This is a genomic window from Pauljensenia sp. 20925_1_27, assembly GCF_041432835.1.
GTDB lineage: Bacteria > Actinomycetota > Actinomycetes > Actinomycetales > Actinomycetaceae > Pauljensenia.
Genome location: NZ_JAPWAH010000005.1, coordinates 1 through 18,351, shown reverse-complemented (window position 1 = coordinate 18,351; position 18,351 = coordinate 1). Strand labels below are relative to the sequence as shown.

The 18,351-nt window shown below is 64.5% G+C and carries 13 protein-coding genes; 10 read left to right on the top strand and 3 right to left on the bottom strand.

Annotated features, from left to right (window positions below):
* Window positions 1-18: 18 nt before the first annotated feature.
* Window positions 19-4,062 carry a type VII secretion protein EccCa gene (gene eccCa, locus O3684_RS04560; RefSeq protein ID WP_500065324.1) on the bottom strand — a complete coding sequence of 1,348 codons (4,044 nt, stop codon included), beginning with the start codon at window positions 4,060-4,062 and terminating at the stop codon, window positions 19-21.
* A 138-nt stretch (window positions 4,063-4,200) separates the two neighbouring features.
* Here eccCa and O3684_RS04555 point away from each other — a divergent pair, with 138 nt between their 5' ends.
* Window positions 4,201-5,622 carry a hypothetical protein gene (locus O3684_RS04555; RefSeq protein ID WP_500065323.1) on the top strand — a complete coding sequence of 474 codons (1,422 nt, stop codon included), beginning with the start codon at window positions 4,201-4,203 and terminating at the stop codon, window positions 5,620-5,622.
* Entirely contained in the window at window positions 5,622-7,067 is a 1,446-nt protein-coding gene (locus O3684_RS04550; protein ID WP_500065321.1) for an RDD family protein, read from the top strand. The genes O3684_RS04555 and O3684_RS04550 overlap by 1 nt, the downstream gene beginning before the upstream one ends.
* Before the next feature lie 478 nt (window positions 7,068-7,545).
* On the opposite strand, the gene O3684_RS04545 is transcribed toward O3684_RS04550, so the two are convergent.
* Window positions 7,546-7,827, bottom strand: a complete 282-nt coding sequence (locus O3684_RS04545; RefSeq protein ID WP_500065320.1) for a WXG100 family type VII secretion target — start codon at window positions 7,825-7,827, stop codon at window positions 7,546-7,548.
* A gap of 26 nt (window positions 7,828-7,853) precedes the next feature.
* The gene (locus O3684_RS04540; RefSeq protein ID WP_500065318.1) at window positions 7,854-8,159 is read right to left on the bottom strand and encodes a WXG100 family type VII secretion target; all 306 of its coding nucleotides are present in this window, start codon (window positions 8,157-8,159) and stop codon (window positions 7,854-7,856) included.
* Window positions 8,160-8,354: 195 nt separating this feature from the next.
* On the opposite strand from O3684_RS04540, the gene O3684_RS04535 reads away from it, so the two are divergent.
* The 8 genes from O3684_RS04535 to O3684_RS04500 form a co-directional block, all read left to right on the top strand.
* Window positions 8,355-9,716, top strand: coding sequence for an EsaB/YukD family protein (locus tag O3684_RS04535; protein ID WP_500065316.1), 1,362 nt, complete (start codon window positions 8,355-8,357; stop codon window positions 9,714-9,716).
* Window positions 9,717-9,719: 3 nt separating this feature from the next.
* Entirely contained in the window at window positions 9,720-11,171 is a 1,452-nt protein-coding gene (gene eccB, locus O3684_RS04530; protein WP_500065314.1) for a type VII secretion protein EccB, read from the top strand.
* A complete protein-coding gene (locus tag O3684_RS04525) occupies window positions 11,168-12,592 on the top strand; it encodes a S8 family serine peptidase (RefSeq protein WP_500065313.1) in 1,425 nt (474 codons plus the stop codon). Before eccB ends, O3684_RS04525 begins: the two co-directional genes overlap by 4 nt.
* 128 nt (window positions 12,593-12,720) lie before the next feature.
* Window positions 12,721-13,923, top strand: coding sequence for a S8 family peptidase (locus O3684_RS04520; protein ID WP_500065312.1), 1,203 nt, complete (start codon window positions 12,721-12,723; stop codon window positions 13,921-13,923).
* 47 nt (window positions 13,924-13,970) lie between these two features.
* Window positions 13,971-15,179, top strand: a complete 1,209-nt coding sequence (locus O3684_RS04515; protein WP_500065310.1) for a S8 family peptidase — start codon at window positions 13,971-13,973, stop codon at window positions 15,177-15,179.
* Between the two features lie 135 nt (window positions 15,180-15,314).
* Window positions 15,315-15,710 (top strand): YbaB/EbfC family nucleoid-associated protein, encoded by a 396-nt coding sequence (locus O3684_RS04510; protein WP_500065309.1) that lies wholly within the window; start codon window positions 15,315-15,317, stop codon window positions 15,708-15,710.
* Entirely contained in the window at window positions 15,707-17,284 is a 1,578-nt protein-coding gene (locus O3684_RS04505; protein WP_500065308.1) for a hemophore-related protein, read from the top strand. Before O3684_RS04510 ends, O3684_RS04505 begins: the two co-directional genes overlap by 4 nt.
* A partial coding sequence (locus tag O3684_RS04500) for a hypothetical protein (protein ID WP_500065307.1) occupies window positions 17,281-18,351 on the top strand: 1,071 nt, incomplete at its 3' end. The genes O3684_RS04505 and O3684_RS04500, both read left to right, overlap by 4 nt.

The following is an 18,351-nucleotide window of genomic DNA, read 5'->3' as shown; positions in this document are numbered from 1 at the left end:
CGCTGTGTCAACAAACGATCAAATTGCTGGCGGGGTCCACGTCAGCTGCGCGGCGACGACGCCCAGCTCTCGGTGAACGACCTGCGCGCGGCCGGCGATCGCGCGCTTCGGCTTCACGCCGTTGATGATCGCGCCCTCGCTGGGATTGCCGGACAGGAGGATACCGGTGACAGCCAGGTCGTTCATCATCTGCAGGACCTTCTCGTAGGCCGCGCGCGACGCGCCGCCCATACGACGGGTGATGATCACATGCAGACCGATGTCTCCCGCCTGCGGCAGCAGGTCGATGAGCTCCATTAGCGGGTTACCTGACGAGGTGGCCACCAGGTCGTAGTCGTCGACCAAGATCCACACTTCCGGACCCGACCACCACGTGCGCTCGCGAATCTGCTCGGCGGTCACGTCGGAACCGGGCAGGCGCGTGCGCAGGAACTTCGCCAGCTCACGCAGCTGCTTCATCGCCTCGGCATGGTTCGTCAGGTAGCGCAGTGAATACTCGTCCGGGATCGCACCCAGGAGCGAACGACGCATGTCGATCGCCAGGATCTTCGCCTCGTTGGGCGAGTACAGGCGCGTGACCTCGGAAATAATCGACCGCAGGAAGGAAGTCTTGCCTGTCTTGCCGTCGCCGAACAGGTACAGGTGCGCCTCCGTGCGAGTGTTGAACAGGAGCGGCCCCAGGCGCGACTCCTCCACGCCCAGCACCATGTCGCCGCCGCCGCGCGGCAGGATCTGCTGATCCGGCAGCTGCGAGAGGATCTCCGCAAGCGTGATGCGCTGCGGCAACAGACGCAGCTTCGGGCCCTCGCCCGCCACCAGGCACTCGCGAATCTTGTTGACCGTGTACGCCACGCCCTGCGACACGGTTGACGGATCCTGCTCCGCGTCCGCGCGCGGCAGGCCGATCATCATCTCGTGACCCGCCATGTCGATGCCGCGCCCCGGGCGCCCCTTCGGGATACGAGCGGCACCCTCGCGGTTGACGATCGACTCCTTCGGGTTCGCCGTGTGCAGCTCCAGGCGTGACCCGAAAATATCCTGCGCCTCGGCGCGGATATCCATCCAACGGGCCGCCGATATGACCAGGTGAACGCCCAGCGACAGGCCTCGACTCATCATCGTCGTGACCTCGCGGTCCAGGCCATCGAACTCGGAGCGCAGTGCACCCCACCCGTCGATGACCAGGAACACGTCGCCGTAGCCGTCGTCGTAGGTGCCCGCCAGGCGCCCACGACGGTAGGTATCCATCGAGTCGATGCCGTGCGCGCGGAAGTAGCGTTCACGGTCATCCATGATCGCCGCGATCTCGGCGAGCATACGCGTGCGTACCTCCTCGGTGTCGCGCGTCGCCACGCCGGCCACGTGCGGCGCGCCCGCGAAGCCCGCGAAGGTACCGCCACCGAAGTCCATCACGTAGAACTGGACTTCCTGAGGCGTGTAGGTCAGTGACAGGGCCTGGACGATCGTGCGCAGCGCCGTCGACTTACCGGTCTGCGGGCCGCCCACGAGCGCGAAGTTACCGCCCGCGCCCGACAGGTCCAGGACCAGGGTCTCGCGGCGCTGCTCAAGCGGCAGGTCGACCGTGCCCAGGGGCACACGTAGGACCCCGGACTCGCGCCAGGCGCGAGAAATGAAGCCCAGCTCCGGATCCGGCGCCAAGTCCGGCATGAGAGTCGCGAACGTGTCGGGAATCTCCAGCGGAGGCAGCCACACCTGGTGCGCCGGGTAGCCCTTGCCCTTCATCTTGGCCACCGCGATGTCCATCTCGGACATGTCCGCCCACACCTCGTCACCGGCCAGGACGATCTCCTGGTTCTGATCGACCTCTTCCTCCTCGCCCAGGGCTTCGCGCGTGATGACGGGAGCGACCGTGAACGGCAGGATCTCGATCGGCGCGCTCGGGGCGCCGGCCGTCGAGGCCTCGGCAATCGACGCGAGGGTGCGCGCCGGCGGGGGAGCGGCCACGTAGGACGCGCGGAAACGAACGAGGCCGTCGCCGCCCGCCTTCAGGAAGCCCGAACCGGGCAGCGGAGGCAGCTTCGCGGCATCGGGGATACCCAGGACCTCGCGCGAGTCGCTCTCCGTGAACGTCTTGAGCGCAATGCGGTACGACAGGTGCGACTCCAGGCCGCGCGCCTTACCCAGGTCCATCTTCTGTGAAGCCAGCAACAGGTGCACCGACAAGGATCGGCCCAGACGACCGATCATGATGAAGACCTCGCCGAACTCCGGCTTGGCCATGAGCATTTCCGTGAACTCGTCCAGGACGATGAACAGGGCCGGCAGCGGCGGATACTCGTGCTTGCCGGCGAGGCGATCCGCCTCGTAATCGGACACGTTCGCGTAGTTGCCGGCCTGGCGCAGCATCTCCTGGCGGCGCACCATCTCGCCCTGCAGGGCGTCCTGCATACGGTCAACCAGCGAGAGCTCGGACTCCAGGTTCGAGATCATGGCTGACACGTGCGGCAGGTCCGCCATGCCGGCGAAGGTCGCGCCACCCTTGAAGTCGACGAGCACCAGGTTCAGCTGCTCGGGGGAGTGGGTCAAAGCCAGCGCGAGAACGAGGGTACGCAACACCTCGGACTTACCTGAACCGGTCGCACCGATCAGCAGGCCGTGCGGACCCATACCCTGCTGGGCGGATTCCTTAATGTCCAGGACGACGGGCCGGCCCTCGGGCGTCACCGCAAAGGGCGCGGCCAGGCGCGCACGCCCCTCGCGTCGCACCCACTGCTTCTCCGGGTCGAAGTCGCGAATGTCGCCGATGCCGACCAGCTCCATGAGGTCCTTCTGGCGCGACTCGTCCGAGCGGCCCACCGGCGTGTCCGATTCTTCCAGCTTCTCCTGGGTGGCGAAGGGGGTCATGCGACGAGCCACGGCCTCGGCCTGCACGGCGCTGAGCCGATCCGCGAAGGCTGACTCGGGCACAGAATCCATGGTCACCACGTCGACGACGTCCGCGCCCTTGCGATTCGGGCTGGGGTGGATGACGAGGCGCAGGGCAGTGTGAGACTTCATCGGCGTCCACTCGCGGGCGCGGCTCATGATCGTCACGCCGCGCACGCCCGCCATCGACCCGAAAGGCGAGGAGGTGGGGAACTCGGCACCGTCGCACACGAGGAGGAGATGAGGCCACTCAGGCATCTCCTCGCCCGGGCGGTACGCGCCGCGCATCGCGATATCGGGGCCGATCATCTCGACCAACTCACGCGGTTCCGTGGAAATCATGCGAGCCGGGCCAATGGCGTCGCGAACGTTGGCCGAGCGCGCCTGTGGCATCCACTTCACCCATTCCCAGTCGCCCAGACGATCAGCCGAACACAGGACCGCGATCTTGAGCTTGGAAGGCTCGATGAAACACGCCAAGTGCATCATGATGGCGCGCATCTCGTCGTAGGCGCTCTCACCCTCGCCGACGACCTCGATATGGCTGAAATCACCCAGGTAGAGGAACTTACCCACGTTGTCCGTGTGATCGTGCACCGCGATGAAGCGTTCCATCGCCGACAGACACACGACGTCCATCTCCGTCATCGGATCGATCGGCGGACGCTCGAACGTCAAGCCCAGGGGCTGCGTACCACTGCCATAGCGGAACGTGAGCACGTCGTAGGTGTTGCCCTCACGCGACCACAGGCGAGACCCGTTCGCTGCCAGGGTCACCAGGGCGTCGGGGTCGGGGTAGACCCAGTTGTAGTAGGCGCGCTGCTTCTTAGCGACCTTGCGGATCGACTCGCGCGTCTCCGCGAGGTAAGACAGGTACTCGCGACGCTGCGTCTTCACGCGCGTACGGTACTGGGAGAACTGGCGGTACATGTTGAAGCCGACCATGCCCAGCATAGCGACCAACATGCCGCCGCCCATGAGCATGGAACGCCCGCCACCGTTGTTCTGCATCGCCATGAAAATCATGACACCCGTCGAACCGAGCATCGGGACGACCATCATGAGGACGTTGCCCATCGATGCGGGCTCAGCCTTCTCCGGCGGCATCTGCAGGGCCAAGCTGCCGGAAGGCTGCTCCGGAACCGCGGCAATCCGCCGTTTTTTGCGTGTAACCATCAGGTCTCCTCGCGCTGCGCGCGTACGTGTTCGATGCGACTGTCCCCAGTGTAGCTGAGTGCTCTTCCAAGTTTTAACCGACGGTTAGCCTCGGTGCATTACACTGGGCACTGTTGTTTCCCGAAGATCGGAGGTTTCATGAGCGCCACCATGGTGTCCGTGACCGTTATCGACTCCGATGGGGCCTCCGATTTCGCTGCTCCCACAGGGACCACGGTCGCAGGTTTGTGCGCCATGCTGGCCATCGACCTCACCTTGCCGTCCGTGCGTATCTCCTACGCCGACGGGCGTCCCCTCGACGGTGCTGCGGTCCTCGGCCGCGACCTGCCCGCTGGGTCGACGATCGCCCTGTCCAGCCGGGTCCTGTCCGCCCGCCAGCTCAACGAGGCCTCGGAGCGCTACGAGAATCAGTGGCTCTCCCCCACCCTCGCCCTGGTCGGCCTATGCTTCCTCCTCATTGGTGCGGTCTCCTCACTGTGCCTGCTGCCCATGATGGGCGACGCAGCGCTGAGTGGGCTCGCCCACAGGGAGGACGGACCCGCCTGGGCGCTCGCGGCCTCGTCGATCCCCACGTGGGCGCGCGGAGTATGCGCCCTGGTGTGCTGCGCGGTTGCGATCATTCCGCTGTTTGCCTCGCGCAGGCTGCGCTCGATGTCCCTCCTGCTCCTCCTGATGCCGGCGCTCGCGGGTTACAGCGCCATCGGCTTCGTGTCGATGGCGGGTATCCATGCCCTCTCGCTCGCGCCCGTTGTCGGAGTGTGGGTGGCCCTCGTCGTGTCCCTGGCGGTGCTCTCGCTGACGAACACGCCGACGGCGCTCAGTGCCATGATGGCGTGGCTCGGTGCGACCGTCCTCGTGACGATTGGCGCCTACCCGTTCTTCCACCTGATTAATATTGCGCCGCTCGCGTTGGCCCTGGGTGTGTTCCTGTTCCTCATGGCCCCGCGCTTCGCGTTGCGCGTGCCCGACAGCCAGCTGATCGATGCGGCGGCGGTGCAAACGATTGCCTCGCGTATCCGCCAGCCTGTGATGATCCCTCCCACGCCGGTGACCGGCGGGCGCATGAAGACGGCGATCGGACACACCGATGCCCGCTACACGCTGCTGCTGACCGCCTCGACGTTGTTCACCCTCGCGGGTGGTATCCCCCTCGCTCGCACGGTGATGCCAACGGTGGCCATGGGCCGAGGCGTCGGCGGTTTCGTGATCGTCATCGCGTCCGTGGTGACCCTGTTAACGGCGCCGAGGAGCGCCCGCACGCCGATGGGGAGGGTCCTGCCGCGCATTGGTGCCGCCGGCATCGGGTGTGCCTTCCTCTTTGGCGCCTGGGTGAAGTCCTGGGCGGTCGGCGCGCAGATCTATCCCGTCCTGCCCGTGTGCGTCCTCGTCCTGACGGGCATCGCGCTGGTGGCCTGGATGACGCTGTATGAGCCCAAGGGACATGCCGCACTGATCGGCACGATCCTCGACTTCGTGCAGTCGTTCTGTATTTTTGCACTTCTCCCCGCGGCGATTTTCTCCTCGGGTCTCTTCGAGTTTGCTTGGAGGGCGATCCTGTAATGGGTGATACCACGAAGACTCCTTTCGCCCGCGCGACCGCTTCGCGGCTCGTCGGCGCGTACGTCATCGATCTGGCGGTCCTCGGGGCGCTGGTGGGGGTGACGTGGTTCGTCTATTTCACGCCGGTGACGGTCGGTCTGATCATCGCCGAGGCCGTGGTTGCCTCCGGCGTCATGCTGGGGGTGTCGGGGCGGACCCCGGGTATGGCCCTCATGCGCGTGTGCCTCATTCGAGACGAGGATGACGCCCAGACTCCTTCGCTGGGAGCGGCCATGGGCTACACGGCCTTGAGTGCGCTGCTTCAGGTGACGGTTGTGGGTCTGCTGGCCTCGTACGCGATGGTCCATGATGGGCGCACGTGGCTCAATGGGCCCACGCATACGCGTTTCGTCGACCTGCGCAAACATGCGGCCCTCGCTGCGGGTCCCGGACAGGCGGTGGATGATCCCCGCCCCGGCCAGGCACCCAGCGGCTTCGAAGGCGTGCAGGCAGGTGCGGGTCGGTGGGATGCGCCGAGTGCCCCGCTGACTCCCGTTCCTTCGTCCGTGCCCGACTACTCGGCTCCCGGTCAGCGAGCGAACGATCCCTACAGTGCGCCAGTGGCACCGAGCGCGCCCGCGGTTCCGGCTGCACCCGCTGCTGCGCAGGTTCCGGCGGTGCCGCTCCCGTCCGCGCCGAGCGTGCCCGCGGTTCCGGCTGTGCCCGCTGCTGCGCAGGTTCCGGCGGTGCCGCTCCCGTCCGCGCCCGCCGCTCACGAGCCAACGCAGTTCGATGCGCTCCTCGCACCACCGCAGGGCGCGCCCGAGGCTCATCGTCCGGCACCCCAGCGGTCCACGCCCGCACAGGTGCCAGCCCAGCAGCCCCCGGCGGTGCCTGCGCCCTCCGCGTCGCCCGCGCCCCAGGACGGCTGGGGTGGGCCCATGCGCCAGGAACCCGCTCAGCCCCCGTTCTCTGCTCCGGTGCAGTACCAGGCCCCGGCCTCGGGCGTGCCTGGACCGCCGCCGAGTCGTCGCGACGTGCAGGCTGCCCAGCGCGCCGCCGCCCAGGGGCAGTGGGGAGGTGCCGGCCAGTCCCAGTGGGGTGCGCCTGCGACGCCGCCGCGTGCGCAGCTCCTGTGGCTCATTTTCGACTCGGGCCAGCGTGAGCTTATCGACATGCCGCTGACCCTGGGGCGGGCACCTGCAGCCGCCGAAGGGTCGCGCGCTGTCGTCGTTCCCGATACGACGGTGTCCCTGTCACGCACGCACATGCGCGTGGGTCCCACAGCAAGTGGGGCGTGGATTGAGGACTCGTTCTCCGCGAACGGCACGCAGATCCGTACCCCCGACGGGCGTATCACCGCGTTGACCGGCGGTCAGGCCGTTGAGGTCCCTGCGGGCACCGAGATCCTCATGGGTGAACGTCGCGCCACGATCGTCCACGCTGACGCGGATTCTGTTCGCTGACTCGAATGACGCGTCCCGGTCTCAGTCCCGGCTCTGGCCCCGTGCCCTGTACGCGGCTCTGACCCCTGGTCCTGCACGCGGCTCTGACCCCTGGTCCTGCACGCGGCTCTGACTCCGGGCCCTGCACGCGGCTCTGACCCCGGGCGTGAGTGTCTGAGTTTGTTCAGTCGGATGCGTCCCGCCGCCGTCCCCTTCGAAGGAAGGGGCGGTTTTCTGCTGCCCGGCACATAGTCAATTCAACCGGATGGAAAATTACGCCGGGTATGTCCGAAGTTGATCCAGCGGTCGAGCATTCGCGCAGTGCACGCACCGAACACCGGATGTGAGTAAACGCGGGCCCGGCAAGACGGGCACACGAGAAACAGCGCACATGACACAGCGCGCACGAGAAATAGCGCACATGACACAGCGCGCATGGAAAAGGGGAGGGCCGCCCCACATGGAACGGCCCTCCCCAGAGCGCTAGGCGCTCATGCTCTCAGAAACGGGCAGCGTTGGACTGGTCCGTCGTCTGGTAGTTGGAGCGAGCGGCGTCGACAGCGCTGGAGGTGCGGTTCAGCACGTCCTTCAGGCCCGCGAGGCCCTGGTTCCAACGACGCTGAGCATCGTCGTAGGCTTCCTGGGTCTGGCCTTCCCACGAGGAACGCAGCTGGTTCAGCGTCTGCTCGAGGTCGTCGAGGCAGTTCTGCAGGTTATTGGCACCGGTTGTGATGTCAGCGGCGGCGGCGTCAAGCGCGGCGTAGTTTACCTGGAAATCCATGTCAGTCTCCTAATCTACCTAATCTCTCACAGTCCGCCGAGCAGGTTGGAGAACGAGTTCTCGGTCTCCGACTCGTTGGCTTCCATCGACGAATCAGTGGCGCGCAGGTTATCTGCGAGGTCCTGAAGGGCCTGGTTAACCTTTGCGGCGTTTTCCTGCCACTGAGCCATCAGCATCGTGAACTGCGCCGACGCGGAACCCTGCCAAGAGCTGCCGATGGTCGACAGGTCGCCCTCGAGGCGCTTGAGGTGGCTGTCGATGTCGGCCTTGGTGGACTCAACTGCCGAGAAGCCCTGCTTCAGGGCGCCTTCTGCGGCCCTCTGGTCTGCCATGTGAACCTCCATTTGTATGAGTGGACTCTCCCGCGGGGATGCGTGAGAGCATGGGGACATATGAATACTAACCATGTTTTCACGATTATTTTTGATGTTACGGAAAAATCATGACAAAAGCTGACCGAGAATCTAGACTTACAGGGTTGTGTCGTGTAGTTAGAATCCCCATCACGCGGCAAACGGGAGGACCATATGGCAACGAAAACATCTCGAGGAGTGGCGCTGATTCCGCTCACGATTACCTATGGCGTTGATCGCAGTGACGTGACGATTCCGCAGTCGATCCCTCTCGTGGAGCTGTTGCCTGGAATGGTTGAAACCGTTGGTGCTTTCACTGATCAGCCGACAAATGATGGCTTCTCGGTGAGGACCGCGTCAGGTCGTCTGCTGGACCAGTCGAAGTCGCTGTCCGCCCAGGGTGTGCGTGCGGGAGCCGCCCTCACGCTCGAGCCTCTTGGTGAAGGCGCTGCCGACATGGTCTACGACGACCTCACTGAAGCGGTGGGTCAAATCGTCGAACGAGTGTCCACTCCTTGGACACGTGATGATGCTCATATTCTTGCTGCGCTGTCTGCCGCTGCCCTCATTTTCGTTGCCGCCCTCCTCCTGGCGACCACGCCCCCGGATGCCCTCGCATCCTTGGACCCCCAGCGCATCACGCTGCTCAACCGTGTCTATGGCGTCATCGGCATCATCGCCGCCCTCCTCGTCACCGGCACGTCGGCTGTCGTCACGCGTCAGAGCCCCCGGCCCAGCGGCATCGCGCTGGCGCACACAGTGCCCCTTCTGACCTGCGCATCCGCGCTTCGTCTCACGCAGAGCCAGTGGGACACAGCCGGGTGGATCTGGATCGGTGTCGGCCTCCTTGTCGGCTCGCTCGCGATCCTCACACTGCCCAAGCGTTACCGCATCTCGATCGTGGCGCCCCTCGTCCTCGGTACCGTGATAGCGACGACGGGTCTCCTGGTCTCTCTCGGTTCCCTCTCACAGGTCGGCGTCTCCGCTGCCCTCTTCGCTTTCATTGTCGTCCTCCTCCAGATCGCGCCGTGGATTGCCCTGGCACACATTCCCGTGCGCATCCTCGACGCGAACACGACCGAGCAGATTCCCGCCCAAACGATCACCGACCAGGTCGGCACTTCCTTCGTCTTCGTCGTCGCCTTGCGCGCGGGCGGGGCGTTGGCAGCGATTTTCCTCGCGGTCTCGTTGATGAGCGCGCCCGGCACACGTTCAGTGCTCCTCCCGTTGATCCTCGTCTTCCTCGGATCGATCTCCCTGATCCTCCAAACCCGCTCGATTCGCGCGCGCGTGGAGGTCCTCCTCGGTGTTCTCACGGGTCTGGTGACGATCCTGATCACCGCGAGCCTCGCCACCCGCGCGGAACCAACGATGCTGGCGTGGGTAGCCCTCACAGCGATTGCGGCGGCCCTCGTGCTCGTCATCACGAATGTCGTCGGGCCTCGTGCGCGTCCGCACCTGACGCGACTCGCCGACACTATCTCGGTGCTGTCGCTGTTTGCCCTGATTCCCCTGGCTGTCTACATGTGGGGCTGAGCTATGCCGACCAGTAAAGATATCCTCGAAGCCCAACGCTTCAACCGAAACCGCCTGATTACCGCCTTTACGTCGGGTACCCCTGGCGGTCGCGAGGTCGACACTCCCTCCCCGGTGCGTCCTCTCATCGTCGGCGCCGTCGTCGCCATCATTGTGTGTGTCATCGGCATCGCCCTGCGGAGCTTCGCGGCCAAACCAGACCTGACGGACGCTAACTACAAGCTGGTCGACGTCAAGGACACGGGCGCGCGCTACCTGTCAGTGAACGGCGTGCTACACCCGATCAGCAACGTGACGACCGCGAAGCTCCTCGCGGGAGACTCCGGCCTGACGATCGTCAGCGCCAGTGCCTCCTCCCTCAAAGACACCCCGCGCGGTGCCCAGATCGGCCTGCCCGGCGTCCCAGACGACGTGCCTGCATCCGCAGACCTGGCCTCGACGTGGCTCTCCTGCGACCTGCCGACCAGTTACCACACGTGGATCGCCCAGGACCTGCCGGCGGATAACTTCCCGCTTCAGCCCGCCACCGCGGCCCTCGTGCAGGCGGTGGGCAGCGAGGACAAGTACTTCATCGATGCGAAGACCCACAAGAAGTACCTTATTGACGCCTCCGTGAGCCGCCTGGGCGACTGGGTCCTGTCCTTCCAGAACAGGACGGCGTACCCGATCATCGTCGAACCCGAGTGGCTCGACCTCTTCCCCTCCGGCACTCGTCTGAAGCCGTGGAGCTACAGCGACATCCCCAACGCTGGCGAGCCTGCGAGGAATCTGCCGGGCCCACTCAAGAATGAGAACCTGACGATCGGCACGGTCGTCGAGCAGATCAATTCCAATGGCGAGGTCCTCAACTCCTATCTGGTCATCAACGACTCCGATTTGGCTGTCTTCAATTCGACTGCGGCCAAGCTCTACCAGGACGCACCGAAGGTCGAGCAGTATCCGACGGAAATGTTCAAGGACGTCGCGCCCGTGCAGGCCGACTTCATCGGCGAGGACTGGCCCGCCGTCGATGACTTCGCGAACCCGGAGTGGAAGGATGACAAGCTTGACGCGGCCAGCCGCACCGTCCTGTGCACCAAGATGGACACGAAGGACAAGACTGTTCCGCAATTTGGCCTGTACACAATGAAGGAACAACGTGCTATCCAGGCCTCGTACGACGCCGAATCGGTCTCTGCGACGGGTGGTCCGACGACGTCGCGCACGGTCACGGTGGCCGGCGGTTCCGGGGTCGTCGCGGCGCTGACGGCGGGCGGTGGCGATGCTGGTGCCTACGTTTTCATTTCGGATATGGGGTACCGACATTCGCTTGGCGATGCTCCCGCCATCTCGCTCAAGGCCCTCGGGTGGACATCGGATGACGTTGCGATGATCCCGCAGGCGTGGGGCAATATCATTCCCCCCGGATCGGAGTTGACGCCTCAGGCGGCTGCTACCTCAGCGGGGCTGTCGTGAGCCGCATACGTGCCAGATCCCGGGCGCTGGGCCGAGGCCTCGTCGGGGCATCCCTGATCGCCGGCCTGACGCTCGCCGCCCTCGTCGCCCCCCTCACCCCGTCGGACGAGGCCGGGGCTGGGGGCGCGTTTGGCCCGGCCCCCGCGCACGCGGACCCGGTGCCGACGCCGAGTGTGCGTCCCACCCCGACTGCATCTCCCTCCCCGACGCCGACCGCCCCGGCCGACTCGGGGGACGGGAAATGTTCCGAGAACTCGCCGTCGTACATTAAGAACCAGCCCGACATCTTCGATGCCGTGGGCGTGCGGCGCGCGTGGGAGATCTCCCGCGGCAAGGGCGTGACTGTCGCCATCGTCGACTCGGGTGTGGCCGCAGGCAATGAACACTTTCAGTCCTCCGACGGCCCCGTGGTCCTGCCCGGCGTGGATCTGAGTGGCGAAAATACCGACGGGCGCGTCGACGTGGGCGAGCATGGGACAGCAATCGCCGGCGCGATTGCTGCCCGCGAACTGCCCGAGTCAAAGAACTCTGGCCTCATCGGCGTCGCCCCCGAGGCGACGATTCTTCCCGTCCGCGTGGACACTGGACTCGAGCAGGGTACGTCGACGAAGGAAGGCGAAGAGACCTTCATGTCCAAGGTCGGCCGAGGCATCCAGTGGGCTGCCGACCATGGCGCGCAAATCATCGTCGTCGCCCAGTCGGCGGCCGAGGGCGACGCGAACCTCGAAGCGGCAATCCAATCCGTGCGCGGCCGTGCCCTCGTCGTGGCCTCGACCGGCAACGTGTATCAGGGCCAGGACCAAAACAAGGTCGTGTATCCGGCCGCCTACGAGAGCGTCCTCGGCGTGACGGCCTCGAACGCCGACGGGTCAGCCTCCGACCAGCAGGTGCACGGTTCGCACGTCGGGATCGCTGTTCCAGCCGGCGTCATCCTCACGACATGGTTCAACCAGGCCGACTGCCTCGTCGGCGGATACGAGGGCAACCAGCCGCTGCCCTCCTCCTCCTATGCGACCGCCTACGCCGCAGGTTTCGCGGCGCTCGTCGCGTCGGCCTACCCGGACGAGGGACCCGAGATGTGGAAGTACCGCCTGGAGGTGAGCGCCGTACGCGGCACCGCCGACCAACGCACCGATGGGCTCGGGTGGGGGATCGTCGCCCCCTTTGACGCGCTGACCTTCACCGACATCGGCACGAGATACGGGCCAGCGCACCCCAACGCGGCTGCGCACCCCGCCCCCGCTCGCCCCGCCGTCGCCTCGCCAAACCTGACGCAACGGGACAACAACCTGACGGTCCGCGCCTACATCGTCTCCGCGATCGCCGTGCTCGGTGTCGCCATGATCGCCGGCCTCGTGATCCTGTCGCACCTGCGCGGCAGGCCAGCGGTCGTCGAAGAGCCAGACGAAGACCTGTCGTGAGGCGAGGCGCCGCAGGGGCTGGCGTCGTAGCTCTGGTCACTGCACCGTCGCGTCTCGCGCGCCCTGCCGTCCGCTGACACGGCGCAGGTCGCCCCCACCCACCCGATTCACCGAGAGGAACGACAATAATGACGCCATTGGTTAATCGTTTCCAACGCCTGCGCGCCCTGTGCGTGACGGTGTCGGCCTGCCTTCTCGCGGTGGGCACGTTGGTGGCTCCTGCACCGGCCGCGCACGCGGATTCTCACAAGGTACAGGCATCCGACGAGGCCTACTATTCCCGCTATTCACTGGCTGACCTGCACGCACGCGGGTATCGCGGCGACGGCGTCATCATTGCGGTCATTGATAGTCATATCGACGCCTCAATCCCCGAACTTCAGGGTGCAGATATCGTGGACAAGACCCCCTGTGAGGTCACCAATGAAGCGGAGTCTGACGATCACGCGACCGAAGTCGCCCAGATCCTGGTTGCGCCCGACTTCGGGGTCGCTCCTGGCGCGACGATCTACAACTACGCGTACGCGGACGACTGGGGGGACGTGGATTCAGACTGCGCCCTCGGCTCCAATTCGGCTGCCCTCGCGCGCAAACCGAGTCTCATCGAGCAGGCGCTCAACGACGGCGTGAACATCATCGTTATCACATCCTCCTACAATGAGGCCGACGAGGAATCGCTGCGGTGGGCGGTTTCCCGCGCGGTAGCGGCAGGCGTTCCCGTTGTTGTATCAATGGGTAACCACGGCGAGTACAACGCATCCGATACCATGGGTCCCTTCGCCGGTGTGATTGGTTCCGCTGCGCTCGCAACCGACGGAACATTCGCGGACTACTCGAACTGGGGCGACGGAGTCTCCATCGCCGCCGTCGGGCAGTTCTACGCGCGTGAGGCCAGCACCAATCAGCTGAAGACGGTCGAAGGAACCTCGTTTGCGACGCCGCTGATTGCAGGCGTCCTGGCCCTGGCATGGGACGGCTTCGATGGTGACGTGCCATCGGGGCAGATTCTGCAGGCACTGGCTGCTACCGCTCGCGGCTCGGGCGGTCAATGGAACGATCGGACCGGTTTCGGGGAGATCGACCCGGTGGCCTTCCTCGCCTCTGACCCGACTCAGTACCCGGACGAGAACCCTTTCGAGGACAAGGGTGACGATCCCGTGCTGACTTCCGACGACATCGACGATTATGTCGATGGCCTCGTGGATCCCGAAGACATTTACAACGATAACGAGTACGTCTATCGAGGAATCGACGAACGGGTAGTGGATTCTGGCGCCTACGGCTTCCCAGCCCATCTGGGCACGAGCCCGCGCTATCACGCCCAGCAATAGTGCCCCAGCGGTGGCAGCGTCAGCGAAGTGACGAAAGAGGAGAAAACATGAGCCTTTCTTTCCATTGGTCTCGAGGCCTGCGCACCCTGGGCGTGATGGTGTCGGCGTGCGCGCTGGCGGCAGGCATCGTGGTGGCACCCGTCGTCCCCGTTGCTCCCGCCCAAGCGGAGGACCACAAAATTACAGCTGCCGACGAGGCCTATTTTTCGCGCTATTCTCTGGCGTCTTTGCACGCACAGGGATACACGGGAGAGGGTGTGATCATCGCCGTCATCGATGGGTATATCGACACCTCGATTCCCGAGCTACAGGGGGCTGATATCCAAGACAAGACCCCGTGCACCGTTAATACAGATCAGGACACTAACGATCACGCGACGTATATCGCTCAGTTTCTGGTCGCTCCCGACTTCGGTGTCGCCCCCGGGGCGACGATTTATAGCTACGCACAGGCAGGTCTCAAGCGTGACGCCGGGTCGGACTGCTCCCTCGGGAGTAATCCCCATGCTCTGGCGGATCAACCGAGCCTCATCGAACAGGCGCTGAATGACGGTGCAAACATTATCTCTATCTCCACGTCCTTTTCCCGCAGCGATACAGAGGCGTTGCGCTGGGCGGTGGCCCGCGCCGTCGTTCAAGGGGTGCCGATCGTCGTATCGATGGGTAATGACGGAGAACGCAATCCGGATGACACTCTCGGCCCGTGGGGTGGTGTCATTGGTGCCGGCGCTCTCGAGACGGATGGGCGATACGCGGACTACTCGAACTGGGGTGATGGTGTGTCCCTCGTCGCTGTCGGCGAGGGGGTCGCGCGGAGGGCCAGCACGAATAGTATCTACACGGTCGCGGGAACGTCGTTTTCCGCGCCTCTGATCGCCGGTGTTCTCGCGCTGGCGTGGGCAGGTTTTGGCAGCGACATAACGGCAGATCAGATCCTGCAGGCGCTCGCCGCCACGGCCAGTGGGTCTGGTGGACAGTGGAATGAACGCACCGGTTACGGTGAGGTTGATCCGGTGGCTTTCCTCGCTTCTGACCCCACACAGTATCGTGACGCAAATCCCTTCGAAGACAAGGGCGGTAATCCCGTTGTCACCTTCGATGACTTTGAGGACTATGCAGACGGGGTTGCTGATCCGCGTTTTATCTACAACGACGATGAGTACGTCTACCGGGGCGTCGACGAAGGTGTGTTGAACTCGGATGCCTACGGATACCCGGCTCATCTGGGGACGAGCCCGCGCTATCACGCAGATTAGTGGACGCGAGGCGCTCTCAGCCAATATGCTTCAATACTGAACGTATAGACGGCATCTGGCGAGGCCGGAATCTCTGAACTGTCTCGTCAGATGAAGAGGTGTACGTACACCGTGGAACTCAGTTAGGATAACCGTATGGTAGATGTGATGGGGCGTACCCCCGAAGAAGTAAAACAGACCCTCCGAGCTCAGATGGCTGCCGCCGAAAAGCGTGCTACCGATGCCCGCGACCTCGTTGAACTCCTCAAGAGCGCGAAGGCGACCGGCTTCGACTCCCGCCGTGAGGTCGAGGTGGAGGTCGATCCGAACGGCCGGCTCGTCCGACTGTCCATCGATGATGACGCGCTCGAAGGCAGCGGTCGCGACGTTGAAGAAGCGATCATGGAGGCATACGCCGACGCCGGGCGCAACATGCGTGACTACGTGCGTACGCAGACGACCATGCGCTTCGGCGAGGACGGCGGTTCCCTCAAGGAGTACCTCAATAGCGTCGATTCGACGCTCGGTTCGTTGGGTGCTGGTCAGCGATGAGCGGGGTGGATCTCGGCGTCAATACGGAAACAATCCGTAGCCACGCGTCCACGGTCAGCGACAACGCATCGACCCTCGACACGAATGTGGGCGTCGCTAACGCGACGCATGGTCAGGTCAGCGGCAATGCATTCGGCCTCATTTGTTCTTTCTTTGCTCCTCCCGTCAATTCGCAGATCGAGAATCTGACCAAGATGATCACCGACTGCGCCGGTGCCGAGAAGCGTCTCGTTAACTGCCTCCTTCAATGGGCTCAGGAGATGGACGATCTTGAGCGGAAAATCAAGGAGGATATTAAGAAGGCTCATGAGGGGCAGGAGAATCCGCAGCCGCAGCCGCAGCCTCAGCCCGGTCCTTCTCCGACGCCGTCGCCCGGCGGCGGCGGTGGTTCCAGCAGCGGCGGCGGCGGTGGTTCCAGCAGCGGCGGTGGCGGCTCCAGCAGCGGCGGCGGCGGTTCCAGCAGCGGCGGCGGCGGTTCCAGCAGCGGCGGTGGCGGTGATTCCAGCGGCGGCGGCGATGGCTCCGGAGACGACAAGCCCTCCACCCCGGTTCCTCCGACCCCTGGCACGCATAGCTCCGGCGGCTCTGACGGTTCCGGCGGCTCTGACGGTTCCGGTCACGATGGTTCCGGTCACGATGGTTCGGGCCACGATGGTTCGGGCCACGATGGTTCGGGCCACGATGGTTCGGGCCACGATGGCAAGGACGGTTCCGACGGCCACGATGGCAAGGACGGTTCCGACGGTCACGATGGCAAGGATGGGACCGGTCACGACGGCAAGGACGGTTCGAACGGTCACGATGGCAAGGATGGGACCGGTCACGACGGCAAGGACGGTTCGAACGGTCACGACGGTTCGAATGGTCATGACGGCAAGGACGGTTCCGGCCACGATGGCAAGGACGGTTCCGGTCACGACGGCAAGGACGGTTCCGACGGTCACGATGGTTCCGATGGCAAGCACGGGGATCACAGTGCCCCCGGTAATGACTTCGACAGCCTGCTCGGCGGCCATGACAAGATCACCTCGAGCGACGATGACCTTCGTGCCTTCCTCGAGAAGCAACGCGACGACGAAAACACCGACCTGTCGCAGTTCTACGAGCGTCAGAAGGAAGACCAGAACGAGGCTCTCGCACGCTACGCGGAGGCACACCCGGGTACGGATGTCTCCCAGATGAAGACCCTCATCGAGTCCAACCAGCAACAGCAGCAGGACGCGATGACGGACTTCCTGTCGCGTCAGCGCGCAGACGAGGAAACGCAGATCCGTCAGTACGTCCAGGAACACCCGCAGGCGACATCCAGGGATTTCGATACCTTCATGTCGCAGCAGCGCAACGACCAGCAGGCCAGCTACCGCAGCTTCGTTGAGCAGCAGGAGAAGGCCCAGTCCGCCCGTATCGAGGAGTTCTCCAAGGCCAACCCCGATACGAATACGGACGATGTGCGTTCACTGTTCGAGCGACAGGATAATCGCGGCGATAAGGACATCGAAACATTCCTCTACCGTCAGCGTCAGGATGAGGAGCGGACGCTGCGTCGCTTCCTGTTCGAAGGAGTTAAGAAGTGAGTCCCGAAGCCCCCGAATACACTCGGAGTATCGACTACACCACCCCGACAGAGGGCCTGGCCGTCTTCGACACTCTCTACAATGCTGCCCAGGATCTGCGCTCGGGCGATGTCACCCACCTCGTTGATTCCGCGCAGGGACTCGTTGAGGAGGTCGGCAATCTGGTGCTGGATCCTGTCGGTGGCATCGCTGGCTCGGTCGTCGAATGGATCATGCAGCACGTGGATCCGCTCAAATCCTGGGTCAACCAGCTGACCGGCGACTCCGGGCAGGTGTACGGCATGAGCGCCAGCTGGGATTCCATCTCCAGCTCCCTCGCATCCATTGCCGAAGAGCTGGAGAGCGCAGCTGAGAGTGACTTTGCCGACATGCACGGCGAAGCCGTACGTGCCTACCAGGAGCGTCAAGCCGTCGTCTACAGCGCGATCAACGGCGTGTCCGAGGCGTCGGGTGCTTTCGGCGAAGCACTGTCCAAGGTCGCCGACTCCGTCGACAATATCCACGACGCCGTCGTGAGCGCCATCGCGGATATCGTTGTCACGTGTTTCGAGGTCGTCGCGGAAGAGATCTTATCGTTCGGCCTCGCGACGCCCGCTGCGACAGCCCAGGTGGCTGGTAAGACCTCGAAGTGGACCAATCGTATTGGACCTGTCCTCGATGTCCTCATGACCGCCCTCCAGGCGATCGAGGCCATCTACGCCGTCATGACCTCAGCCGGTAATGACCTGACTCGCGGCGTCGAGCACATCGGCGAGCAGTGCCAGGCGCCCGGCGGCGGTTGCTGCGGCGAAGGCGGCTCGACGAGCGGCACCGCCGGTAGCGACGGCAGTGCCGGTGGCGGTAGCACGGCTAACGGTGGCACCTCCGGTAGCACCTCCGTTGGCGGAGACAACAGCGGCACAGTTGTTGGCGGTGACAACAATGGCACCATCTACAACGGTGACGTCGACAATAGCGAAGACCGTCACATTGAGGTTAACCCCAGCATCGAGCCCCATATTGACTGGGGCGGCGGTAAATCCGACCATGATGGTTCTCACGACGATGGTGGCCACAAGGGTGGCCAC